At 70.8% G+C, this 20,613-nt stretch carries 19 protein-coding genes; 11 read left to right on the top strand and 8 right to left on the bottom strand.

The window, feature by feature from the left end:
• Positions 1-17: 17 nt before the first annotated feature.
• Complete coding sequence (locus tag FKR81_RS38675) at positions 18-878, bottom strand: hypothetical protein (RefSeq protein ID WP_235922160.1); 861 nt, start codon at positions 876-878, stop codon at positions 18-20.
• Positions 879-907: 29 nt separating this feature from the next.
• Between FKR81_RS38675 and FKR81_RS38670 the strand changes: the two genes are divergently transcribed.
• Genes FKR81_RS38670 through FKR81_RS38650 form a run of 5 tightly spaced genes read left to right on the top strand, consistent with a single transcriptional unit; the run spans position 908 to position 6,565 of the window.
• A complete protein-coding gene (locus FKR81_RS38670; RefSeq protein ID WP_146359632.1) occupies positions 908-3,001 on the top strand; it encodes a HAMP domain-containing protein in 2,094 nt (697 codons plus the stop codon).
• A complete protein-coding gene (gene pgsB, locus FKR81_RS38665) occupies positions 3,001-4,197 on the top strand; it encodes a poly-gamma-glutamate synthase PgsB (RefSeq protein ID WP_146359629.1) in 1,197 nt (398 codons plus the stop codon). Before FKR81_RS38670 ends, pgsB begins: the two co-directional genes overlap by 1 nt.
• Positions 4,194-4,676, top strand: a complete 483-nt coding sequence (locus tag FKR81_RS38660) for a poly-gamma-glutamate biosynthesis protein PgsC/CapC (protein WP_146359626.1) — start codon at positions 4,194-4,196, stop codon at positions 4,674-4,676. The genes pgsB and FKR81_RS38660 overlap by 4 nt, the downstream gene beginning before the upstream one ends.
• Positions 4,677-4,687: 11 nt before the next feature.
• Positions 4,688-5,653: a C40 family peptidase gene (locus FKR81_RS38655; protein WP_146359624.1), complete on the top strand. Its 966-nt coding sequence runs from the start codon at positions 4,688-4,690 to the stop codon at positions 5,651-5,653.
• Positions 5,654-5,692: 39 nt separating this feature from the next.
• The gene (locus FKR81_RS38650; RefSeq protein ID WP_146359622.1) at positions 5,693-6,565 is read left to right on the top strand and encodes a helix-turn-helix transcriptional regulator; all 873 of its coding nucleotides are present in this window, start codon (positions 5,693-5,695) and stop codon (positions 6,563-6,565) included.
• Here FKR81_RS38650 and FKR81_RS38645 read toward each other — a convergent pair.
• The gene (locus tag FKR81_RS38645) at positions 6,562-7,143 is read right to left on the bottom strand and encodes a hypothetical protein (RefSeq protein ID WP_146359620.1); all 582 of its coding nucleotides are present in this window, start codon (positions 7,141-7,143) and stop codon (positions 6,562-6,564) included. The two genes, FKR81_RS38650 and FKR81_RS38645, sit on opposite strands and share 4 nt — an antisense overlap.
• A gap of 103 nt (positions 7,144-7,246) precedes the next feature.
• Entirely contained in the window at positions 7,247-7,666 is a 420-nt protein-coding gene (locus FKR81_RS38640; protein ID WP_186763425.1) for a cupin domain-containing protein, read from the bottom strand.
• A gap of 116 nt (positions 7,667-7,782) precedes the next feature.
• Here FKR81_RS38640 and FKR81_RS38635 point away from each other — a divergent pair, with 116 nt between their 5' ends.
• Positions 7,783-8,382 (top strand): TetR/AcrR family transcriptional regulator, encoded by a 600-nt coding sequence (locus FKR81_RS38635; RefSeq protein WP_222598547.1) that lies wholly within the window; start codon positions 7,783-7,785, stop codon positions 8,380-8,382.
• Here FKR81_RS38635 and FKR81_RS38630 read toward each other — a convergent pair.
• Positions 8,348-9,118, bottom strand: a complete 771-nt coding sequence (locus FKR81_RS38630) for a hypothetical protein (protein WP_146359611.1) — start codon at positions 9,116-9,118, stop codon at positions 8,348-8,350. The two genes, FKR81_RS38635 and FKR81_RS38630, sit on opposite strands and share 35 nt — an antisense overlap.
• 213 nt (positions 9,119-9,331) lie before the next feature.
• On the opposite strand from FKR81_RS38630, the gene FKR81_RS38625 reads away from it, so the two are divergent.
• Entirely contained in the window at positions 9,332-10,402 is a 1,071-nt protein-coding gene (locus FKR81_RS38625; RefSeq protein WP_146359608.1) for a trypsin-like serine protease, read from the top strand.
• Positions 10,403-10,436: 34 nt separating this feature from the next.
• On the opposite strand, the gene FKR81_RS38620 is transcribed toward FKR81_RS38625, so the two are convergent.
• The 3 genes from FKR81_RS38620 to FKR81_RS38610 form a co-directional block, all read right to left on the bottom strand.
• Positions 10,437-11,078: a response regulator transcription factor gene (locus FKR81_RS38620; protein WP_146359657.1), complete on the bottom strand. Its 642-nt coding sequence runs from the start codon at positions 11,076-11,078 to the stop codon at positions 10,437-10,439.
• 180 nt (positions 11,079-11,258) lie between these two features.
• Entirely contained in the window at positions 11,259-12,068 is an 810-nt protein-coding gene (locus tag FKR81_RS38615; RefSeq protein ID WP_146359606.1) for an LLM class flavin-dependent oxidoreductase, read from the bottom strand.
• Between the two features lie 72 nt (positions 12,069-12,140).
• A complete protein-coding gene (locus FKR81_RS38610) occupies positions 12,141-13,205 on the bottom strand; it encodes a WD40 repeat domain-containing protein (RefSeq protein WP_146359603.1) in 1,065 nt (354 codons plus the stop codon).
• 280 nt (positions 13,206-13,485) lie between these two features.
• Here FKR81_RS38610 and FKR81_RS38605 point away from each other — a divergent pair, with 280 nt between their 5' ends.
• The 4 genes from FKR81_RS38605 to FKR81_RS38590 all read left to right on the top strand — a co-directional run bounded on the left by FKR81_RS38605 (position 13,486) and on the right by FKR81_RS38590 (position 19,982).
• Entirely contained in the window at positions 13,486-16,110 is a 2,625-nt protein-coding gene (locus tag FKR81_RS38605) for an ATP-binding protein (RefSeq protein WP_146359600.1), read from the top strand.
• 361 nt (positions 16,111-16,471) lie between these two features.
• Positions 16,472-17,326 carry a HalD/BesD family halogenase gene (locus FKR81_RS38600; protein WP_146359597.1) on the top strand — a complete coding sequence of 285 codons (855 nt, stop codon included), beginning with the start codon at positions 16,472-16,474 and terminating at the stop codon, positions 17,324-17,326.
• 8 nt (positions 17,327-17,334) lie between these two features.
• Positions 17,335-18,177 carry a class I SAM-dependent methyltransferase gene (locus FKR81_RS38595; protein WP_186763424.1) on the top strand — a complete coding sequence of 281 codons (843 nt, stop codon included), beginning with the start codon at positions 17,335-17,337 and terminating at the stop codon, positions 18,175-18,177.
• Positions 18,178-18,179: 2 nt separating this feature from the next.
• Positions 18,180-19,982 (top strand): choline/carnitine O-acyltransferase, encoded by a 1,803-nt coding sequence (locus FKR81_RS38590; RefSeq protein WP_407936581.1) that lies wholly within the window; start codon positions 18,180-18,182, stop codon positions 19,980-19,982.
• Positions 19,983-20,039: 57 nt separating this feature from the next.
• Here the strand turns inward: FKR81_RS38590 and FKR81_RS38585 are convergent, their stop codons facing one another.
• Positions 20,040-20,513: a DUF1707 SHOCT-like domain-containing protein gene (locus FKR81_RS38585; RefSeq protein ID WP_186763423.1), complete on the bottom strand. Its 474-nt coding sequence runs from the start codon at positions 20,511-20,513 to the stop codon at positions 20,040-20,042.
• Between the last annotated feature and the right edge of the window lie 100 nt (positions 20,514-20,613).

The raw sequence follows: 20,613 nt of genomic DNA, 5'->3' as shown, positions 1-20,613 counted from the left end.
GCAACTGTCAACAGTGATCAGGGAGCGGAAATTTCTGCCGCCGCAAGGACATTCGCGATCTGGTCCCGCGATGCAACCGTTTCACGCAACCGTCCCGTCACCTCGATGTGGAGAAACACCGAACCGTGTTCGGCAGCGGCCTTCCCCTGTGCGTTAGTCGTCCCTTCCAGTTTCCCGCAGTCATCCCGCCACGCCCGGCAGACCGGCAGTCCGGCGTCCTCGGCACCATCGGCGGCCCGTTTCGCACCACCGCTCACACGGGCCGCGCCCGAGGACAGCACGAGGTCGTACTCCGGCAGGTTGTCCTCGTCGAACCCGTGCAGCTGCACCTGCGGCACACCGCGCGCCGCGAGATCGTCCGCGACCGCGTGGAACAGCGAGTCGGTGCGGTGCGCGACGTCCGCAGCGTTGCCCGCCGCCCTGCGGTGCGCACCGGCGATCAGCACCACCGAGCCGGGCACCCTGCGGTGCAGCTCGACGCCGAGCTCCTCGGTGTTGCGATCGGCTTTCGGGTGCGGCACCTCGATCACCAGCCGCGGCGGCGCGGACCGGTCGGCCACGTACATCCCCCAGCCCCGCTCGTCGCCCGGCTCGCTGGCGGCGAGCACGTACGGCCTGCCGCGGTCGGAGCCGGTCCGCACGCCGAAACCCAGCGACGCCAGCGCTTTCGCGTCCGCACCACCGGTCCCGGTCAGCAAGGGGCGCAACGCGGTCACCGCCTTGTCCCGTTCGGCGCGGGTGGGTGCGCGGTAGGCGTCGTCCGGGCTCATCCCGGCGGTGAACAACGCGACCTTCGCGGCGAGATCGCCGGTTTCCGGCGGCGGCGCCGCGGTGCATCCGGCGAGCACGACCGCGAGTACGACCCATCCGACCTTCACGCGGTCCAACGTAGCGCGCTGGAGCGGTGATGCGGCGAAACGTCACCCAGCAGGTCGCCGAAGCAGGTTTTCCTTCCGGCGCAAGGGTTCCGCTGATCGTGACCATGACGACCCTGGTGCTGCTGATGGCGTTCTGCGCCATCCGGCTGAACGGCCAGCAGGACGGCGCGACGATCCAGGTGGTGGCGCGCTCGCACGAGTGGTTCGCGGACAACCTCGCGCGCTCGATCGGCGCGTCGGTCAACGAGGCGGTCGGCGACCTCACCACGGCGGTGAAGCTGTACGACGTCAAACCCGGCCGCCGCAACGAGCAGACCATCGAGTTCTTCGCCAAGAACTCCCCGCACACCAGGGGAATCGCCGTGGTGGACCGGGTGTCCGGCGGACTGCTGGCATCGGCGGGCGAACCGGTCGCGATCGAGTCCCTGCCGATCGGCGACATCAACGAGGTGTCGGTGCGCGTGGTGGCGGGCGCGCACAGCGGCGTGCAGATCGTGATCGCCGACCTGCTGCCCGGTTCGGACCAGCTGATCGTCGTGTCGACCGAGCTCGTCGTCCCCGCGACGTCCGTGGACGCGCTGAACCTGCCGGAGACCGTCCTGTTGTCCACATCGGACGGTGAGGTGCTGCGGCCGCGCAGTGCCACCCCGGTGGCGGGCGAGCCCGAACGGAGCGAGCTGGTCCAGCGGGCGGCGACCGCCGCGGCGGCGGGGACGAGCGGGCACCTGGTCGGCGGGTCCGAGCCTTCGGCCGACGGCAGGCCAACGGTCCCGATCGTCGCGTTCGCACCGGTGGCCACCGGCAACGCCAAGACACGACTGGGTTTCTCGGTCCTGCTCGTCGGCGCCACGCCCGAGGTCGCGGACCCGCCGACGAGCCGCGGCGTCCTGCCACTCGTGACGCTGACCTGCGTCGCGCTGCTCGTCCTGCTGCTGCTCGGCGGTGCACTCGTCCGGCCGGTGCGACGGCTGCGCGCCGACGCGCTGGCGATCGCGTCCGGACGACTCGACCAGCCCGTCCGGACCCACCGGATCGACGAGGTGCGCCGGATCGCGGGCGCGTTCGAACGCGCCCGCCGCGTTCAGGCCGGTCTGCCCGACGAGCCACCGGCCGCGCGAGCGCGTCTCTCGGCGCGCACCGCGGTCGTGCTGGCCGGGGTGGTGCTCCTCGTCTGGGCGAGCGGGGTGATGGTCACGCTCGGCAGGCTGGAGGTGCAGGTGCCCGCGCAGGCCGTGCAGATCACCCAGAGCCTCGCGACCAACACCGCCGCCGTGCTGCGCCGCAGCCTGCAGCAGAGCCTCACCGACCTGAGGTCGTTCGCGGCACTGGTCACCTCGACGGATCCGGCCGACCTCCGGCCCGCGCTGGACGAGATCACCGCGAGAAACCCCCGGTACCGCAGCGTGTACGTCGTCGACGCGAACGGCGACATCGAGGCCAGGGCCGGGCGGACGCCGTTGCGGCCGCGCCAGCGCCCACCCCGCACGCGCGGGCTGCACCAGCAGAACACCAGCGGCCGGGTGCCGATCGTCTACGCGAGCACGCCGCTGGCGGACGGGCAGCACGTGCTGATCGGCGAGCTGGACGTGGTGAAGCTGGCCGCGCTGGTGCGCCAGCCCGGTGGCATCGGGCGGCTCGTCGACGGTGGGCTGCGCACCGTCGCCGCCACCGTCGGCTACCGCGCGTACGAGGAGCTCACCGCGGAACCGTTGCGGCGCAGCGTGAGCAAGGCGCTGCACGGCGAGTCCGAGCCGACCGTGCGCGAGGTGGACGGCCGGATGTCGGTGGTCGCCTCCGCCGCGATCAACGGATCGAGCACGACCAGCGAGCTCCAGTGGGCGGTGGTGATCGAGCAACCCGTGAGCAGGCTCCCTTTGCCGGGCAACGACGTCCGCCGCAGCGCGTGGCTCGCCGCGCTGATCGCCGCGGTGACGGTGCTGTGCCTGCTCGGCTGGCACCTGCTGGTGCTCGTGCTCCCGTTGCGCAGGCTCGCCGCGACCGCGGACCGCTTCGCCGCCGGTGACCGCACCACCGTGATCTACCCGCAGCGGCCGGACGAGATCGGCACCATCGCCCGCTGCCTCGAGCTCTGCCGCCAGTCGGTCGACCGGAAAGGCCCTTGATGAGGTTCCTCCACACGACGTACCTGATCGCGTGCGTCGCCCTGCTGATCGCCGGACTCGTCGAGCAGCGCAGGCACTACGCGAACCTGCGGCGCATCCGCTTCCGCGTCCTGGTCAACGGGATCAGGGGCAAGAGCTCGATCACGAGGCTGTGCGCGGGTGCGCTGAGAGGCGGCGGCCTCACCACCGTCGCGAAGACGACCGGCACCGCGGCGCGGTTCATCCACCCGGACGCCACCGAGGAACCGGTCTACCGGAAGTTCGGGCTGGCCAACATCGTCGAGCAGATCGGCATCGTGCGGCGGGCGGCGGCGTACGAGCCGGACGCGCTGGTGATGGAGTGCATGGCCGTCGCGCCGGACCTGCAGGAGATCAACCAGAGCAAGCTGATCCGCTCGACCATCGGCGTGCTGTGCAACGTGCGCGAGGACCACCTCGCCGAGATGGGGCCGACGCTGGACGACGTGGCGCGGTCGTTGTGCCGGTCGATGCCGGTCGGCGGCATCTGCGTCACCGCCGAGCAGGAACGGCTGCCCGTGCTGCGCGCCGAGGCCGCCGACCGGAGGTGCGAGCTGATCGCGGTCGACCCGGAGTCGGTGACCGACGAGGAGATGAGCGGGTTCAGCTGGATCACGTTCAAGGAGAACGTCGCGATCGCCGTCGAGGTGGCGCGGCTGTGCGGGGTCTCGCGCGAGCACGCGATCAAGGGCATGTGGGACGCGCCGCCAGATCCCGGTGTGCTGCAGGTGCACCGCTACACCGTCGACGACCGGCAGCTGCGGTTCGCGAACGTGTTCGCCGCCAACGATCCCGAGTCGACGTTGATGAACATCGAGCTGTTGCTGGCTCGCGGCGCGATCCAGCGGCCGCTGCACGTGGTGATCAACTGCCGGCCGGACCGGGTGGAGCGCAACGGCCAGATGGGCGCGCTGGTCGAGCAGCTCGACCCCGCGCGCGTGTTCCTCATCGGCGAACCCACCCGCAGCGCGGCCGTCGCCGTCGCGCCGCACTGCCGCGACCGGATCGTCGACCTCGGCGGACGACGTGATCCCGCTGAACTGCTGCGCGGCATCCTGTCCGGCCCGCGCGAGGCGATCTCGCTCGCCGCCATCGGCAACATCCACGGCCAGGGCGAGGTCCTGCTGGAGCAGCTCGACGGGCTGGCCCGCACCCCGGCGGACGGAGCCCACTCATGATCAACGGCAGTCTGCAGCCGGAGGTGGCGACCCTCGGCCTCGCCATCGGCCTGCTCTTCTCGTTGCTGTGCTACCTGACGTCGAACCTCTCCCCCGGCGGGATGATCACGCCGGGGTGGCTGGCGCTGACCATGGTCGAGGACTACCGGCGCGCGGCGATCGTCGTGCTGATGACAGCACTGACCTACGTCGGCACCAAAGGACTCCAGCGGGTCGTGATCCTGTACGGCAAGCGCTTGTTCGCGGCCGTCGTGCTGCTCGGGGTGCTGCTGCAGACGTCGCTGTTCGTCCTGATCCAGAACGACTACCCGCTGATGTACATCCACGAGACGCTCGGCTTCGTCGTGCCGGGCCTGATCGCCTACCAGCTCGTCCGGCAACCTCCCGCGGCCACCGTGTTCGCGACCGGCGCGGTCAGCGCGATCACCTACGGCGTGCTCGTCAGCGGCGTGCTCGTCGGCCTGGTCCCCACCATCTGAGGAGCGCGACGATGTCCCGAGCGAACCGCGCCGTGCGCGCCGCCGTGCTGGCGACCGTGATCGCGTCGTCGGGAACGGTGGCCGTGCACGTCGCCACCACCCAGGAGGGGCTCGACGGCAGGCAGGCGGCAGTGGCGCGGCCGCACCCGTTGCCGGACAACGGCTACCGCTACGAACGGCTGGGCACGCCGCCCCGCACCGTCGTGCGCGCCAGGGGCGCCATCGTGGCCACGTTCACCGACGGCGCCAGGACCGCGGTGATCACCGGCCCGGCGCGCACCTTCTCCGAACCCACGCGCACACCCGCCGTGGTCACGACGACGGCGTGGGTGCGGCTGACGCCTCAGCCGTGGAGCCAGCACGCCGAGACAGCGGACTGGTTCCGCCCGTGGTTGGACGCCGCCGTCGCCGATCGCGGTGACGACGTGCTGGCCGTGGCGACGCAGTACCTGGACGGCGCGCCTGCCGTCACGAACGACAAGTCCGTGCGCTACCGCGGCGATGCGTCGTTCGGCCGCGCGGACTTCCACGACTACCTCGGCGTGAACTGGTCGTTCGCCCCCGGCGTCACCGCGAAGCCCGCGCCGGACCGCTACGGCGCGCTGGACGCGGCCGGCTTCGTCCGCCTGGTCTACGGCTACCGGCTCGGCTACCCGCTGCGCGACGAGGCGGGCCGCGGCGCCGGACTGCCCCGCACCCCGGCCGCGATGGCCGCGTTCGACGCGGGCGCACCGATCACCACGGGCCGCCTCGAGCTCCAGCCGGGCGACCTGCTGTTCCTGGACACCCGGCGGGGCGGCAAGGGCGAGGTCGACCACGTCGGCATCTTCCTCGGCCTCGACCAGTCAGGACGCCCCAGGTTCGTGTCGAGCCGAAAACGGGCGGGCGGCCCGACGTTCGGCGACGACGGCGCACCGCTCGTGCTCGACCAGCCGCGCGAGAAAGGACTCGGCCTGCGCAGCGCCCGCCGTCTGTAGGGTTCTGCTCCCCATCAATGGTTCACTACGCTGGGTGATGTGACCGCCACTCCGAGCCTGGACACCCTGCTGGCGACCGGCCCGTTCCACCTGGCACTGCGAACCGCGATCAGACAGCGCGGCCTGACCCTGGAACGGTTGCGCAGCCACCTCGCGCGCCGCGACATCACCATCGGCCTGTCGACGTTGAGCTACTGGCAGCAGGGCACGGCCCGCCCGAACTCACGCCGGGCCCTGCAGGTGATCGCCGCGCTCGAGGAAGTGCTCGGACTGCCCCACCGCACGTTGCTCGACCTGCTCGAGCACACCGGCCCGACCGGCTGGCCCAAGGAGTTCCCGACCGGGCTCCCCGGCTTCAACGCCAACGACCTGGAGGTCGTGGCCCGCCAGGACAAGGTCTTCCTCGACGCCAAGCGCCACTCGGTGCTGACACGCAGCCGCATCATCACCCGCGCCCGCTTCGACAGCGTGGACCGCTTCTTCGTCCACTACTACGGCGACAACAGCATCCCGATCGAACGCTTCACCGTGACGCCCCGCCAGCACTGCCGCCTCGGCAGAGTCGTCCGCAGACCCGGCGACATGGCCGTCGTCTTCGAGCTCCTCTTCGACCACGTGCTGTCCACCGGGGACACGTGGATCTTCGAGTTCGACGCGCAGCACAGCCCGAACTCCCAGCCGTGCCACGAGTACTGGCAGGGCGTCCGCGGTTCCGCCGAGCACAGCCTGATCGAGGTCCAGTTCCACCCGTACGCCCTGCCGACCGACATCCACGTCGCCTGCCAGGACGGGCCGGACGACGAACCCCGCCGCGCCGCCGACCTCACCCTCAACGGCGACAACTCGGTGCACCACCTGGAAACCGCGCTCAAGGTGAGCTGGATCGGCATCCGCTGGTCGTGGCCCGACTAGCGGACAGCTTGCTGCGCGGCGAGCTGCTGCCCGTCGCGCAGACCGGCGACGACCGTGCCCCACAACACCGCGGCCCCACCGAATCCGGGCACGAGCCGCCACGCCCACTCCACCCCGACCACGCCGAGCACGACGGCGAGCGCGGCCACGCCGCAGAGCAGCGCCGCCAGCACCAGGTACCGGTTGGAGCCGAACATCTTCGCGAACGGTGCGAAGTGGACGCCGACGACGAACAGCACCCACGCCGGGACCGCCTGCGGCAGCTCGAGGAGCGTCAGCAGCCGCGAGCCCGCGAAGATCCCGACCACCATGAGCAGCACCGCGATGCCGTACGTCTTGCCGAACGGGCTGTCGGCGCGTCCACCGCCAGGGGGCAGATGACCGCCGAACCGGCCGAAGCGGACCACCCAGCCCGCCAGGCCGATGGCGATCACGACGCCGAGTACCGTGAGGACGGTCCCGCCGGCAGGCAGTGCGGCCACGGCGGCGAACCACCACCCGGTACCGAACCCGACGCCGATCAACGATGTGATCATCAGTGTGATCACGTGGCTCTTGGTGAACTGCTCGTCCGTCACTGTCGCTCCCCAGTCGCATGTCGTTCAGTACGTGCATACGCGTCGACGACCGGGAAGGTTGCACCGGGGTTCGAACATCACCCCTTGATGCTGGTGGAGATCCTCAGAACGGCGGCGGGCCGACGATCTCGATGCCGCCGTTGACCGCGCCGCTCTCCGCGATGCGGGCGAAGTCCGTCTCCCGCGCGGATCCCTCCAGCGGCTCACTCGCGCCGAGGTAGAACGGCTCGCACTCTCCGGAAGGCTGGATGGACAGCACGCGGGCGTGCTCGCTCAGCACCAGGAAGGCGTGCGGAACGCCTTGCGGAACCATGACGTAGTCGCCGTCGCGCAGCTCGACGTCCTCGGCGTCGATGCGGTACCGGATGTGTCCACTCAGGACGAAAAGCGACTCAGCGATCGGATGGGTGTGCAACGGCGTTCTCTTCCCGCCGAGCATCTCGACCTCGAACACGCTCAGCTCACCGCCGCTCTCGGCTCCGCTGAGCTTCCAGGTGAACACGCCGCCTCCGAAGAACCACATCTGGGTTCCTTCGCCTGCTCGGCGCACGATCGGCGACAGAGTTGTTTGCTGGTTCATGACACACACCCCTTCATGGTACTGGTGTCTCATCATGAGACTGCGGTACCATGAAGGGCGTGTCAAGTGGCTACGCGGAATCAGGTCGAACCAGGCAGAAGCAGCGCACGCGCGACCAGCTGCTCGAAGCGGCGCGCCGGCTCATCGAGGGTGGTGACACTCCGCGCGTGGAGGAGGCGGCCGAAGCGGCGGGCATCTCGCGCACCACCGCCTACCGCTACTTCGCCTCCCAGGCGGAACTGCTGGCCGCGGCGTTCCCGGAGACGGCAATGCGGTCCCTGCTTCCGGCACCGGCTCCTGAAGGCGTGCCGGAGCGGGTCGCCGCGGTCGCGTCCGCGTTCGTCGACAAGGTGGAGCAGACCGAGCACCAGCAGCGGGCGATGCTGCGGCTGTCGCTGGGCGACGTGCCGCACGAGCTGCCGCTGCGTCAGGGCCGGGCGATCGGCTGGTTCAGCGAGGCGCTCGAACCGCTCCGCGCCGAACTGGGCGACGCCGGGCTGCACCGGCTGGCGGTTGCGCTGCGCAGCGTCTGCGGCATCGAGACGCGCGCGTGGCTGAGCGACGTCGCGGGACTGGACGCCGACGCCGTCAGGGCGACGCAGCTGTGGATGGTGGACGCCCTGCTCACCAGTCCCACCCGATGCCCACCACTCCCGTGACGCCGTTCATGGTCAGCAGGTGCACGGTGTGGTGCTCGCTGAGCGGCAGCTCGCCCGTGCGCGTGCGGCCGTCGCGCAGGTGGTTCTGGCTGAACGAGTAGCAGCGCGCGGGCAGGGCCGACGGGTGGAACCGCACCTCCAGCAGGTGCTGCTGCTCGGAGTGCCGGAACGCGTGCGCCTGCACGTCGTCCGGCACACCCGTGCCATCCGTGATCTGCAGCTCGAACACCCACGTCTCGCCCGCGCGCAACGTGTGGCCGAACAGCAGTTCCGCGACGAGCACCGGCTCCGTGGCGTGCCGCCGCACCTCGCCGAGGCGGCAGTTCTCCCGTGCCTCCAGCCGCACCGCGTCCGGCGTGCCGCCCGGATTTCCGAAGTACCGCACCAGGTAGCGGTCGACGCCGTTGCGCCGGGCGCGCACCGTCGTGCGGCTCCAGATCCGTGAGGGGCGGCGGCGGGCGTCGACCAGCACCTTCTCCTGCTGGTTCAGCACCTCCACCGCCTCGTCGGTGTCGCCGAGCAGGTCACCGAGCGGGCTGTCGCGCTCGCCGAGGTGGTCGGACTCCTCGAGCAGGCCGACCAGCGGCACGCCGAGTATCTCCTCCAGGCATCCCAAGGCGCGCAACGACTTCGCTGACCGGGGACGGGTGTGGCCGTACTGCCAGTCGCTCAACGTCGACGTCCCCACCGCGATCCCGTGCCGCGCGAGATGCGCGCACAGGCGTTCCAGGCTCATGCCCCGTCGCTGGACGGCTCCGCGGAAGGCCATGTGGAAAGGCCCGCGAACAGACTGCATCGACACGTCCTCGGTCCGGTCGGCGGCCATTCGAGAACAACCCCCGACTGTAGTTCCGTCGTCCGGGCGCGCACAACGCCCGGACGTCCGAATCTTGTGCCCGCGATCGCGAGCGGCGTACGACCTTGCTGCCCTGCAACGAAAAGGAGACACATGCGTGCTCTTCTCACGGTGATCATGGCACTGCTGCTGTGCTCACCGCAGGCCGTGGCGCAACCGGACGTGACCCCGAACGTCGTCGGCGGCAGACCGGCCACCGAGGCCTATCCGTTCGCCGCTTCCCTGCAGAACTCCGGCGGCGGGCACTTCTGCGGCGCCGTCCTGATCCGGCCGAACTGGCTGGAGACCGCGAAGCACTGCGTGGAGGGCGATCCCCCGTCGTCCGTGCGCGCCAGGATCGGCTCGACCAACCGGACGAGCGGCGGCACCCTCGTGCAGGCCACCCGGATCGTCCTGCACCCGCAGACCGACGTCGCGGTCATCCAGCTGGCCTCGCCGGTCTCGTACCCGCCGGCCCAGATCGCGGCGACAGCACCGGCGGGCGCCGCGATCCGGCTGCTCGGCTGGGGCGCGACGTGCGACCCGTGCAACACCCCGGCACCCACGATCCTCCAGGAGCTCGACACCACGATCCTGCCGGACAGCCGGTGCGGCACCGGCACACCCGAGCTGTGCGTGAGCAACGTCGACGGCTGGCGCGGCGCCTGCTACGGCGACTCCGGCGGTCCCGCGGTGATGAAGGTCGGCACCGAGTGGCAGCTGGTCGGCACGACAACGGCGGGCACCAGCCCGATCTGCGGGCAGGCACCGGCCATCTACATGGACTCCACGACGCACCGCGCCTGGATCGACGGCATCGTCGGCGGCGGAACGCCTCCCGGCAAGGAGTTCACGAACGACGTGGACGTGCCGATCACCGACCTGACCACCGCGGAGTCACCGATCACCGTGTCCGCTGTGGCGGGCAACGCGCCCGCGACGTTGCGCGTCAACGTGACCGTCCGGCACACCTATCGCGGCGACCTCGTGCTGACGTTGTTGTCCCCCAACGGAACCACCTACGGGCTGGAGGACTTCCCCAACAACGACAGCGGAGACGACGTCGTGAAGACCTACACCGTCAACGCCTCCGCCAGCCCGGCCAACGGGACGTGGCGGCTGCGGGTGCAGGACGTCGCCCGGCAGGACACCGGGCGCATCGACGTCTGGAGCCTGGCCTTCTGACCGCGAAACCGGTGGTAGCCGTGCGCGCCGGGGGCTAGTCGATCACCCCGGCGCGCATTGCCAGGGCAACCAGCTCGGCGCGATCACCGGTGCCCAGCTTCCTGGCGATCCGGCTCAGGTGGGACTTCACCGTGAGCGCGGAGAGGCTCAGCGCCACCCCGATCTCCTTGTTGCTGTGGCCGTCGGCGACCAGTTGGAGCACCCCGACCTCACGCGGGGAGAGCTGGCTCATCGGGTCGTCGGCGTCCGGGGAGACCGTTGGCACGACGCGGTTCTCGTTGACCACCGCGGACTTCCAGAGGTAACCCCTGGCGCCCGCCTTCAGCGCCGTGACGACCGCGGCGGGGTCGTCGGCCGATCCCAGCACCACGATCCGCGGCCAGCCCAGTGCGCTGAACTCCTCGACCAGGCCGATGCCGGTGTCACCCGGCAGGCCCAGCACCACCAGGTCGCACGGACCGGAAATCCGTGCCCGCGCCCGGACCTCGGCCAGCGAGGCGGCGCCGCGCACCGTTCCGGCTCCCATGTGGCTGAGCCTGACCGACATCGCGTCGCGCAGCAGCGGGTCGTCGTGAACCAGCAGTACCGAGAACAACTCCTCCCGCGGGTGCGGCACCACGTCGGGTGCCGACGTCGTGATCAGGTCCACCAGTGTCGTGTGGTCGGGCGGCTGCATCGCTTCCCCCAATCGCAATCCACTGGGTACAACGACGAGCACGCGCTGAGGAAACGCTTGAGCAGCAAGGTGATCAGATCAACCGGTGCCGAACCGGTGCAGTGGCCAACAGTTCGCGGTGCGCACGCCGTCCTGTTCGGCGGGCGACGCCACGGCCAGTTCGTCGAAGTACGACGACCGTCACGCCGGTCCGTCCCGCAGCACGCCGCGCACGGTGTCGACGGACATCTCGTGCTGGTCGAACTCCGCCATCCACCAGGTGGCACCGGCTTTTGCGTAGGGCGCGAGGTCGGTGCCCGCCGGGAGTGCGACCGCGACGTCGTAGGGCGCCGTGCTGTCCCCGCGCAGCCCGGTGATCGTCTCGACGGCCGCGGCGAGCTCGTCCGGGTGCTGCAGGTTGACCGGGAAGTACCCGTCGTGCCGCGCGGCGCGGCGCATCGGCTTGACCTTGCCGGGAAAACCCGCTGTCCACACCGGAATCCCCGGCCGCTGCACCGGTGTCGGGCGGAAGGCCGCGCCGCTGATCGTGTAATGCTCACCGTGGTGCTCCACGGGTTCGCCGGACCACGCGGCGGCGAGGATCGCGAGCGACTCGTCGAGCATCTGCCCGCGCACCCGGTCGTCGAGCTCCTCACCGGTCGTGGAGAACTCCTGTCCGAAGCGGTCGCTGCCGAGCCCGGCACCGAGGATCATCCGTCCGCCGCTGAGCCGGTCCAGCGTGGCGGTCTCCTTGGCGAGTTTGATCGGACGGCGGCGCGCCAGTGCCGTGACCATCGGGCCGATGCGCACGCGCTCGGTGGCCGACGCGATCGCCGCCAGCGTGATCCACGGATCGGCCACGTCGACCACGGGCTCGCGCCAGCGCAGGTGGTCCCAGACGAACACGCCGTGCCAGCCCGCCTCCTCGGCCTCCGCGGCCAGGCGCGCGACGACCACCGGGTCGGCCAGTTCGTCGAAGATCGGCAGCCAGATGGCCGAACGAATCGTCATGCACCTGACCGTATGTGCTGAATGGACCGGCCAGAAGGTCCAATCGCGCACAACTCGTGCAGGCCAAGGCGCTCACCGAAGGGCGTCCAGGAACCAGGCCTCCACCGCGCCGTCACCACCCGGTGTCGCGGTCACGAGCACCCGGCCGTCCGGCGAGAACGCGCCCCGCACGCCCACCGGCTCCCGCCACAGGACCCGGCCGTCGCCGTCGAACACCGCGGAGCCCTCACCGGTGACGAACACGCGCAGACCGTGCTCGCCCCAGGTCACCCGTGTCGCCACCCGGACCTGTCCGGCCAGGTCGCAGACGGGTTCGACGATCCGCGACGCGGCGATCCGGTCACCGTCGAACGTCAGCACGCACGCCGTCGTCCCGCAGACGGCCACGACAGCGCTGCCGTCCGGTGCCATCGCCAGCTCGTCGACCTCGGGCAGACCGCTGTGGTGGCGCAGCAACTCCGCCTCGGAGCCGGTGTCGCGCACCACGAGCACGCCGTCGGCCACCGCGTAGACGACCCGCTGACCCGTGTGGTCCAGTGCCACCGGGCCGATCGCGCCGTCGGTGAACTCGTGCGCCGGTTCACCGTCGGCCATCGAGTACACGTCAACCGCGCCATCGCGCCTCGACGTGGCCACGATCAGCTTCCCGTCGCCGGAGGTGGCGAGCCCGACGTTCTCGAGCTCATCCGGCTCTTCGCCGTCCTCGTCGAAGGGGTTCTGCGTGACGCACCACCGCCACGCCCAGTGTCCGTTCACCTCCCAGGCCGTGGGCCACGCTTCCAGGCAGTCCTGTTCGAGCGCAGCGACCACCGTCGACGAGTCCGGGCTGAAGAGCGCCGTGTGCGTCTCCCCGTAGTAGTCGTCGCCGGTGACCAGCACGCAGCACGACGCGTCCGGCCCGGTGCCCCACAGCAGCACCACGCCGCCGCTGTGGTGGGGCTGCATGGATCCGGCGAGCAGCACCCACCGGAGGTCCGACGAGCACGCCAGCGCGAACCCGCCGAGGTGGGCGAACTCGATCCCGGCGCTGTCGAAGGCGCGCGGCGGGTCGTCGTGCGGCCCCGTGGCCCAGCCACCGAGCCCGCGGTGCGCGGCGAGGCGGTGGTGCGGCTGACGATCACCGTCCCGCCAGCGCACCCACCAGTCGTCGGCATCACCCGCAGCCGCGCGGGCCAGTCGCGCAGCCTCAGTTCCACCTCGGCCAGCTGTTCCGCGGGCAGGTCCTCGGCCAGCGAGCACAGTCGCCGCCAGCGACTCTCCTCAGGTTCGGCGTCCAGCAGCGCGCGCAGTTCGTCTTCCACCCCTGCCACGATGCACTCCGCCGCCACACCGCGAGCACATCGAAAACGCCCCTCCGCGCCAAGCCTCGTTTGTAGACTCCCGCAGCCTCAACGGATTCCGGTTGGAAAGCAGGCAAATGCATCTGACGTCACCCGTGCTGGTGGGTCGGCGCGGCGAGTTCTCCACGCTGCGCGCCGCGGTCGAACGAGCCCGAGAAGGCCGCGGCGGCGCGGTGTTCCTCGTCGGAGAGCCAGGAATCGGCAAGTCGCGCCTGACGTCCGAAGTGGTCACCGACGCGACCACGCGCGGATGTCGCGTGCTGCGGGGACGCGCGAGCGGCGGAGCACCGCTGCGGGCGCTGGCCGAGGTGGTGTCCACCGCACTGCGCAGGCGGGACGCCCCGACCGAGGCGCAGCTGGGCGCCTACTGGCCCGTGCTGCGCCGCCTCTCCCCGGACGCCCCCGCCGGCCTCCCGGACCCGCACGTCGTTCGTTCGGAAGCGTTGCTGCGCCTGTGCTCCGCGACAGGCACCCACGAAGCGACCGTGCTCCTGCTCGAGGACCTGCACGAGGCCGACAAGGAGACGCTCGTCGTCGTCGACCACCTGCTGGACGGTCTCGCCGACCAGGCCGTGCTGGTGCTGGCGACCACGCGACCACACCCTCCGCTCGCACTGGAGTTCGCAGAGTCCGCCGAGGCCCGCGGGGTCGCGAGCGTGCAACGGCTGTCCGGGCTGGGCGACGCCGACACCGCGGAGCTGGTCGCCCAGTGCCTCGAGATCCCGGCGAGCGAGGTGCCCGCCGAGGTGATCGCCCATCTGCACCGGGACGCCCGCGGCGTGCCGTTCGTCGTCGAGGAGCTGCTCGCGGCGATGATCGAGAGCACCGTCCTGCGTCCTGACCACGCCATCTGGCGGGTGCACGGTGACGTGCGCGCCCAGTTGCCGCCGGACGTGACGGCGGCGATCCTGCACCGCGTCGACCGGCTCGCCGCCCGCGGTGTGGCACTGCTGGAGGCCGCCGCCGTGCTGGGCCGCAACTTCCCGCTGGCGGTCGCCGCCACGGTGGCCGGCCTCGCCCCCGACGACGCGGTGGAACAACTGCGCGGCGCGGCTCAGGCCCAGCTCGTCGGGGTCGGCTCCGACGACGGCGAGACGCCCGCGTTCCGCCACGCGCTCACCGCCGACGCGATCCTGAGCAGGCTGACCGCGGCGCAACGCGAAGCGCTGTCCTGCTCCGCCGCGCAGGCCGTGGAGTCCATGCGGCCGCAGGAGACCGAGCTCGCCGCGAACCTGTGGGCGGCGGGCGGCGCCACCGCGCGGGCCGTCCACCTCCTGGTGCAGGCCGGTCGCCGCGCCGCCGACCGCGGACTGCTCACCAGCGCCGTCGAGCTGCTCGAGCGGGGCCTGTCCATCCTCGATCCCCACCCGGATCCGGCACTCGAGGCGGACCTGCTCGACACGCTGGCGGCGGTGCTCGTCCACATCGGCGACGCCGACCGCGCCTTCGCCGCGGGGGAACGCCTCGGCGAGGCGCTCGCGGCGATGAACGCGCCACCGGCCCGGCTGGCCGCGGCGCACGTGGCACAGGCGCGGGCCGCGACCGTTGCCACGCAGTGGGAGCGCGGCCTCGACCACATCGAGTCCGCACGCCGCCTGCTGGGCACCGACGAGGCGTCGGTCGACGCCGTCGCCGCGACGCTGATCCTCAACCTCGACCAGGTCGACCGACTGCCCGAGGCCCGCGCGCTGGCCGAACGCGCCGCGCTCGCCGCGGGAGACGAGCAGCCCGACGTCGCGTGCGAGGCGCTCGACGTGCTCACCCGCTGCACCCGCGGGCACGACCTCGCCCGGTCCCGCGGCTACGTCGAGCGGTGGCGGTCGATCGCCGAAGCACACGGACTGGTGGCCTGGCGGATCCGCGCGCTGCTGGAGCTCGGCGTCACCGAGCGGTATCTGTGCAGCAGCACCACCGGACTGCTGGCGGCGCGACAGGCGGCCTACGAGACGGGCGCCGTCCTGGTCATCATCGCGATCGACCTCCACCTGGCCCACACGCACATCCTCCGCGGTGAGTACGACGAGGCCGCCAGGCGCAGCGCGGGCGCGGCCACGGCCGCCGCCCGGCTCCGGCTCCACGGGCTCGTCATGCTCGCGGTCGCGATCGACGCGGGCATCGCCGCCGCACGAGGCGACCGCGAGACCACCGACGAAGCACTCGGCCGGCTGCGGGAGGAGGGCGACGCCGGGTACGGCAACGGCGAGGAGGTGTGGGCGTACTGCTCGGCGATGTGCGCTCTCGTGGAGGAACAGCCGGAACGGGCACTGGCCGACTTCGCCGAAGCGGACCGGGCGACCACCGCGATCCCCATCATCCGCGGTTCCTACTTCTTCTTCCGCGGGCCCTACCTGCTGCTGCGCGTGACCCGAGGCCGGGCGGGCTGGGCGGAGTACGAGGAGCTCGCCGACTCCCACCTGGCTCAGCTGCACGTGCACCGGACGTACCTGCTGTGGAGCCAGGCCGTGCTGCTCGGCCGCGACGGCCAGGTCGACGCGGCCGCCGACGCCGCCGCGCAGGCGATCGCGCTCTCCGCCGATCTCGGCCTGCCCCGGTTCCTGGGTGCCCGGCTGGTCGCGGCCTGTGCGCTGGCCGACGGCTGGGGCAGTCCGGTGGAGTGGTTGCGGGACGCGGCGGGCTACTTCGAAGGCCACGGCACGCATCGCGTCGCGGACGCGTGCCGCGCACTGCTGCGCGGCAACTGACCTCACCCACAACCGTCCACATCAGACTTGTGCCGGTGAGACCAAGGCCACTGCCACGCGGGAACACCGGCGCACCCGCGGCCGTTGTACGGAGCGGTCGGTGCGGTCCGTGTCCCCGGGCCTCACCCAAGCCTTCGCGGAACACCGTTCGGCTGGAGCCGCGTCGAGCCATTCGCCGAGAGGCGACCGCCGTGCCGACCTCTCAACTCGCCTCCGGCCATCGTCTCCCCCGATGGGTGGCCGGAGGCGTCCCCGTTTCCCGGTGTACCGCTGAACGCCTGTCGTGGCTCATCTCACAAATGGCTACGCGGCGGTGATTCGGCAGAAGACACTGTCCGAATCCCTGAGCCGGAGGTGAGAGTTGCAGACGTTCGACAAGGTCGTCGACACGGAGCGATATCCACTGGGAGAACCGGGCAGCGCGGCGTGGCGGGACGTGGTTTCCCGCACCCACCAGGAACTGCACACCACGGGTTGCAGCGTCCTCCCCGATTTCATTCGCCCTGAGCTGCACGACGACTTGCGCCGGGAATGCGCGGAGATCGCGCCGCTGGCGTATTACGACGTCGAAACGGTGAACGCCTACAACATCGCCGTCGACACACCGCTGCCTGCGGACCATCCCGGTCGCACCACCATGGAACGCGGCAACGCTTTCGTGGCGCGGGATCGCATTCCCGGTGACTCGATCATCCAGCAGCTCTACTCCAGCGAGCTGTTCCAGCAGTTCGTCGCCAGCTGCTTCGAGCTGCCGAAGCTGCACGAGCTGGCCGACCCGCTGTCCGGGCTGGTCCTCAACGTGATTCCACCCGGCAGGGCGCACCCGTGGCACTTCGACACCAACGAGTTCACGGTGAGCATGCTGACCCAGCTGCCGAAAGCGGGCGGTGAGTTCCAGTACTGCCCGAACATCCGATCAGCGGACGCGGAGAACTTCGACGACGTGCGCGCGGTGCTGGACGGCCGGGGTGAGCACCTCACCCACCGCCTCGCGCTGCGCCCCGGCGACCTCCAGCTGTTCAAGGGACGCTATTCGTTGCACCAGGTGAGCACGGTGCACGGTGACCGCGCGCGCCACACGGTGATCTTCGCCTACAGCGAGCGGCCCGGCGTGATCGGCAGCGTGGCGCGGACGCGGCAGCTGTTCGGCCGCGTGCTGCCCGAACACCTCGCGGCGGAAGGCAGTGCCGTGCGGGTCGACGAACGCCTCGACTAGGGAGACAAGTGCGATTCGACGCCACGGGGAAAGTGACGCTCGACCACATCTACACGCAGGCTGATCCGCGCGCGTACTTCTCGGCGCTGCGCGGGCTCGAGTACCACATCCCGCAGCTGGCCAAGCCGTACTTCGCCACGCTGATCGAGGACTACCGCGCCGCGCGGCAGGTCGACGTCCCGCAGGTGCTGGACATCGGCTCGTCGTACGGCATCAACGCCGCGCTCCTGCGTTGCGACGTGACGATGGACGACCTGTACGACCGCTACTGCGACATCGACTCGCACAGCCGTGCCGCGGTGGTGGCCCGTGACCGCGAGCTGGTCCGGTCGCGCACCGGGTCGCGCGCGCGGTTCGTCGGGCTCGACATCTCGCAGCCTGCGCTGGCCTACGCGCGGGAGACCGGGTTCCTCGACGACGCCGTGCACGCGGATCTGGAGCGCGACGACCCGACCGCCGAACAGCTGGCGCAGTTGGCGAACACCGATCTCGTCATCTCCACCGGCAGCCTGGGATACGTCGGCGCGAACACGCTCTCGAAGGTCGTCGCCGCCAGCGGCTCTCCGTGGATGGCGCATTTCGTGCTGCGGATGTTCCCGTTCGACTCGATCGAGGAAAGCCTCGCCGGGCTCGGATACGAGACGGTGCGGCTCGACCAGGTGTTCCGGCAGCGCCGATTCATCTCGCACGAGGAACAATCCCGTGTGCTCGACACGCTGTCGGGCGTCGGAGTCGATCCGAGCGGATTGGAGACCGACGGCTGGCTCTACGCTCAGCTCCACGTGTCCGGTCCCCGTGACAGCACGCCCCCGCGTTTCTTCGACGCGTTCCACCAAGCGAACTCGAGGTGACAGTGAACAACAGCGAGGTGTGGTCCACGCGGACCTTCGGCAACGACGACCGGCTGCCGCGCGTGCCTCTGCCCACGCTGGAGGAGAGCTGCGAGCGGTTCGTCGAATGGTGCGCACCGCTGCTGACCGCTGCGGAACTGGCGGTCACCGAGGCCGCCGTCGAGGACTTCCTGAAGGCGGACAGCCCGGCTCGCACGCTCCACGCGGCTCTCGAGCAGTACAACGCGCGGGACGACGTGCGCAGCTGGCTCGACCTGTTCTGGCCGACCAGGTACCTGGGCCGCCGCGACCGGATCGCGCTCAACGCGAACTTCTTCTTCCTGTTCCAGGACAGTGAGCAGACCCAGGAGCAGCGCGCGGCCGGGCTCATCGCCGCCGCCGTCGCCTACAAGGTCCAGCTGGACGCCGAGGCCATCCCGCCGATCCTGCAGCGGGGCACGCCGCAGTCGATGGTGCAGAACAAGTACCTGTTCTCCGCGACCCGCATTCCGCACCCCCAGCAGGACACCGTCCGCACGCCGTACAGCGCCGAGCAGCCCGGCCCGTCCCAGGCCCGGCACATCGTGGTGTTCTTCCGCGGCAACGCGTTCCGGATGGACGTGTTCGGCGCGGACGGCACGCCGCACGACCTGGCCGACCTCACCGGCGGACTGCAGGCGATCATGAAGGCCGGCTCGGAACGCGCCGAGACGCCAGCCGGGCACCTCACCACCAAGGCACGGGCCGAGTGGGCCGCCAGCAGGCAGGCACTGCTCGCGGACAACGCCGAGGCGCTCGACACCATCGAGACCGCGCTGTTCTGCCTGGCGCTGGAGGACTTCGCGCCCGCGGACACCCTGGCGGCGTGCGACCAGCTGCTGCACGGCGACAGCGGCAACCGGTGGTTCGACAAGGCGGTGACGCTGATCGTCTTCGCGGACGGCAGGGCGGGCATCAACGTCGAGCACTGCGAGCTGGACGGCACCACCATCCTCAGCTTCGTCGACACCATGCTCGGTTCACCGGCCGAGGAGCACGTCCGGTTGTCGGGCGCCACGTCGCAGGGCCTGCCCGCGACCGAGCCGATCGAGTTCACGCTGACCGACGAACAGCGGGACGACGTGCGAGCAGCGGCGGGCGCCTTCGCGCAGTACGCGGCGGACACCGCGACCACCACGCTGTCGTTCTCCGACTTCGGCCGGAACCGCGCCAAGCAGCTGCGGATGTCGCCGGACGGGTTCGTGCAGATGGCCTACCAGCTCGCCCACAACCGGGCGAAGGGTCTCGTCGGCGCGACGTACGAGTCGATCGCCACCCGGCAGTACCAGAACGGCCGCACCGAGGCGATGCGCGTGGTGACGCCGGAGGTGCTGACGTTCGTGTCCACCATGGACGATCCCGCCGCGGACGCGGCCACCCGCAGGGCGGCGCTGCGGGCAGGGGCGAACAAGCACGTCGAGCGGGCCAAGGACAGCCAGGCGGGCGCCGTGCCCGAGCAGCACCTGTGGGAGCTGCAGCTGATCCAGAAGCGGCGCGGCGGCGAGCTCGGCGCGACCGGGCCGCTCGCGCTGTACGACACCCCCGGCTGGCTGAAGATGCGCGACGACTACCTGAGCACCAGCTCGGCGCCGTCGGAGCACATCCAGTACTTCGGCTTCGGCGCGACGAGCCAGAAGTGCATCGGCATCGCCTACGTGCTGCTGCCCGACCGCTTCAACATCTACCTCAGCACGCCGCGTGCGGTCGCCGACCAGATGTACCTGTTCGCCGACAAGCTCACCGAGGCCGTGCGCGAGCTGCAGGAGCTGCTCGCCGGGGAGGACTAGGCCGTGTCCTGCAAGTCCGTTCGATGAGAGTCACGGGCGAGACTTGCAGGACACGGCCTAGGCGCCGGACTTCGGCTTCTTGGCGGCCTCGGACCACCCCAGTGACACGATCAGCACCAGGCCGACCGGGATGAACAGCCACCACATGCCCTGGAAGATGGTCAGCAGGATCGCGCCGGGGATGCCGACGAGGAGGGTCAGCCCTCCCACGGCCTCGAGTGCGGAGCTCAGCGGTGTCTCGACGAGCTCGGACTCGGGGCCGTCCTCGGCCTTCACGACCGACCGGCCAGGCGCGGTCGCGGAGCTCCGGCCGGGCGGTGTCGCGGAGCTGAGGTCGGGGTGCGGTGCGGGGAGGTCGCTGAACAGCGCCTCGAGCTCACCCCTGGTGCGCGCGGCCGCGGCCCTCCCGGAGCGCTCCTCGAAGTCCGCCAGCTCCAGCCGCCCGGTGGACATGTGCACCGCGAGTGTCGAGACGGCCTCGTCCCGTTCCGTGTCGCTGATCCGGATCTGGGTGTAGTCAGCCCCGCTCACATGGGAAATTGTATAGGCGCGCCGTCTCCGGTTCCGGTGCAATACAAACGATCTCACTGCCAGCTCACGCATCCGAGGCGCAGCATGGGCGCTTCACCCA

Origin of the sequence: Lentzea tibetensis (assembly GCF_007845675.1) — a bacterium.
Taxonomy (GTDB): Bacteria; Actinomycetota; Actinomycetes; order Mycobacteriales; family Pseudonocardiaceae; genus Lentzea; species Lentzea tibetensis.
Note: the sequence above shows the minus strand (reverse complement) of the source record. Positions and strands in the feature narration are given on the sequence as shown.